General features: G+C 43.0%; 3 protein-coding genes. 1 reads left to right on the top strand and 2 read right to left on the bottom strand.

Annotation, left to right across the window (positions count from 1 at the left end):
* The coding region (locus tag VIN08_RS10470; RefSeq protein ID WP_331964236.1) for a hypothetical protein at positions 1-1520 on the bottom strand (1520 nt) is incomplete at its 3' end.
* A 158-nt stretch (positions 1521-1678) separates the two neighbouring features.
* Between VIN08_RS10470 and VIN08_RS10465 the strand changes: the two genes are divergently transcribed.
* The gene (locus VIN08_RS10465; protein WP_331964233.1) at positions 1679-2845 is read left to right on the top strand and encodes a retropepsin-like aspartic protease; all 1167 of its coding nucleotides are present in this window, start codon (positions 1679-1681) and stop codon (positions 2843-2845) included.
* A gap of 99 nt (positions 2846-2944) precedes the next feature.
* Here VIN08_RS10465 and VIN08_RS10460 read toward each other — a convergent pair.
* Positions 2945-3514, bottom strand: a 570-nt coding sequence (locus tag VIN08_RS10460) for a carboxypeptidase-like regulatory domain-containing protein (RefSeq protein WP_331964230.1), incomplete at its 5' end; no start/stop codon positions are given.

The raw sequence follows: 3514 nt of genomic DNA, 5'->3' as shown, positions 1-3514 counted from the left end.
ACGAGTATATCTTCTTTCTTCTTTTTATAGGCTTCAAACACAATAGTAGAGGGTGCTGTAGCCATGATACGACTTGGTGAGAACTGGTATACTTCCATACCTTTTACATCGCGCGTGTTGAGTAACGATAGCTTGGTAACTTCACCGGCAGCGTCATTTACTTTATAGGCTGTCAGAAATCCCCCGGCACCGTCTACGTGTTGAGCAGGCACTTCTGTTATTGGCAAATCTTTATTCTTCTCATTATCGAGGAACAGGAAGTAATGTTCATGAGCACCTCGGAAGTACGTATACGACATACCACCCCAACCGGCTCCACCCGTCTGGCGCTTCGGTAATTTTTTCATCCATGCCAGTTTACCCGCAGGAGTAATCTTTGTTACCAGTATATCATTGCAGTAATAATAGGTAGTAGTGCGTGTAGTAGTAACACCGTTCATAGTAGAATAGCTGGTGCGCGAAACTATAAATCGCTGTTCGCCTACCAGAATTGTACTGCCATCTTCCTGCATGGCTATATCCTGTAAACGCAAGTCTTCAAACTCGGCACGATCGTCATCGTTCTTCTTTTCATTCCTGCGTTTGCTCTTTGCACTGGCATATTGATTCAGAATCTCAACGGGTATCTCATGCGCGATCAGGTCAGTCGGCTTTCCGTCTGTGCCCAGCTTAAAGAGAACAACGCCATCGGCATCCGACTTGTTTTTACCTATATTATAGAAACCAGCTCCAATCAAATCGCCTTTGGCCGTCTCGTATATCCAAATGGTTTTGATAAATTTATCGGCTACATCAATTTTAGATGCTGTGATCGCTCCTGTAGGCGCACTCGCTTTTAACACTTCGAGGTGATAGTTGGCTTCTTCCTCTCCACGCTTGCGCTCGCGGGTAGTTTCGTCATTATATACCTGCGTTACTATATATACATTTCCTTTTGAATCAACCGAGTAATCCAGGTTGTTCATTTTCTTCTCGGTATAGGGCATGGTTAATACACCGCTCCATTTCTCCTGCATGTTTTGATCAAAGACGTGCGCACCGATCTCATCAAAATTCTTGCTGTCGTTTTTATGCTCGGGCGACAACCGATATTGCACTACCATGGCTGATGAATCGTATGAGAAGTAAAAATCAAATTTGTCGTAGCGATCGGCAATGCGATCGTTCACCACCAACAGTTTTTTGCCCTGTCCTTTAAATGAGCACGAAGCAAAATCTATTTCACGATAGAAGAGCTGTTCGACTCCATCGCGCAAAGAGTAAAAAACAAAATATCGGTTCTTGATCTGGGTAATTCTCTCTATCTCAAAATTCTTCGGAAAGTCATCGTACAGTTTTATTTTCAGAAACGTGAGATTAACGGCATCCAGCTTTTGCAGGGTTATGGATTTACGACTGGTCTTTACGGTGAGTATCTCGCCATGAGCCGCGAAATAATACTTGGCATCGGCATCAATTACAACATAGGGTTTACCTACCGTAACGTTATCCTGCGCCATAACTAAAAAAGTCTGTAGCATAAGCACGCAGGCTAAAAAAATGTGTCTGTTCATAAAATCAGGTGAGATCAGGTTAATTGTATTGCCGGCAAAAATACTAAAATACCTTCACCAGCCATATACTATATATTTTCCGATACCAGGATTTTAGTATCATTGTGCTATATATAGGAAATACTATGAAGCAGTTTGCAGGGTTTGTTATTCTGATGTGTTTTATCCATATCGGTATCGCTCAGTCGTTAACATTCAATGCCGGGGGAACCGCTCAGAAAAATTACTATGCAGAAATTCCTTACGAGATCGTTAAAGACAAGATCATTGTACCGGCTGTAGTGAATGGCCAGGTGCGCAAATTTATACTGGATACCGGTGCACCCAACCTCATTTTCGAATCGCTATACCGCGAGCTTCATCCCTATATTATCCGGAAAGTAAATGTAGGCGATGCCAATGGTAAAAGAGATTCACTGGTAATGGTCGATCTTCCGGCTATCAGTTTTGGCGATATATCTTTCAACGATGTGCCCACGCTGGTGAGTAAAGATACTGTGATGAAAGCATGCTTTGGCGTGGATGGATTGATCGGCAGTAATATGCTGCGCGGCTCTATTGTACAGTTTGCATCAGCCTCGAAGAAGATCATTATCACAGACGATATAAAAAAATTAACGGTGTCTTCTAAAAATGCTTCGAAGATAGTATTCCCCGATCGCCAGAGTAGTCCCTATATTACCGTTAAGATCGGCCGATCGAATGAAGTTTTACTTTTTGATACCGGCTCAGACGACCTGTATGCACTTTGCATGGATCACTTCGATATCTTTAAGAAAGCCGATGTTATACAGATAAAAGCAACCGGCTATGGCAGCGACACCTTTAGCAATGCCGGGCTCGGCAACAACACAACACTATACCGATTTATTATACCATCGCTGCGCATAAACCAGAGTGAGCTAAAGCATGTAGTATCTGAAACTACTTCTGATAATAAGTCGCGCATAGGCGCACCACTTTTGCACTATGGTATAGTTACGATCGATTACCCGAATGGTAAATTCTACTTTGAACCTTTCCATCCATCAGCCAGCGCCCGCGAAATAAACTGGACGATAACACCGGTAGTGATCAACCAAAAATTAGTTGTCGGCTCCATCTGGACAGATATACTTCGCCAGCAAGTACAGACTGGCGATCAGATTATTGCTATTGACGGTGTTACCTACGAAACAGTAAATCTCTGCGATATACTTCTCAACCCGATCCTGAAAGACAAGACCAAAGCTATACTTACCATAAAAGATCAGCAGGGAAATGTAAAACAAGTGGAGATTGTGAAGGAGTAAAATTGTAAAGGAGTTTCATCATTAATAACCAAGAGCAGTCAGGTGTTCCCACTGGCCGCACAAGTCCCTCTCTGAAGGAGAGAGATTTTACGGTGAGGCTTACCGGAATATATTTTTGATTTTCCACCAGATAGCCCGTGGTGACCATCTGTGCCTATAATAGATTTCAACGCCCCCCAATACAGTCGCATCCATATTCAAATCAATTACAATTTCCGATTGCCTGCTGTAGCTGCTCAAAGAAATTTCCTGTGTTTCGTAGCCTATAAATGAAAACACCAAAACAGAATTACGGGAGAGATCATTGCTGCGCAACGTAAATTTACCTTCAGCGTCAGTAACGGTTCCCTGTTCTGTTCCTTTTAAGATAACATTTATACCCGGCAAAAGCGAACCATCCGCTGCTTCCTTTACAGTGCCATGAATCTCCCTGTATATATTTCGTTGAGAGTCCTCAGTCGGTTTAAGCAAGACTTCCCCTATTCTGGCATATTCTTCAGTAGGCGGTGTCGTGCAGGTTGTAACCTGTGCCTCTGCTGTATGACTTCCCAATAACAAAACCGATATAACAGATGCCGGCAACCACGGATTGATTCCGGCACGATGTGTTTCAGGTATATATTGTTTTAATTGATCAGGACGAAAACGTCCGCAAGGCTTTTGAGCGTG

Origin of the sequence: Ohtaekwangia sp., from assembly GCF_036568665.1 — a bacterium.
Lineage (GTDB): Bacteria > Bacteroidota > Bacteroidia > Cytophagales > Cyclobacteriaceae > Ohtaekwangia.
Note: the sequence above shows the minus strand (reverse complement) of the source record. Positions and strands in the feature narration are given on the sequence as shown.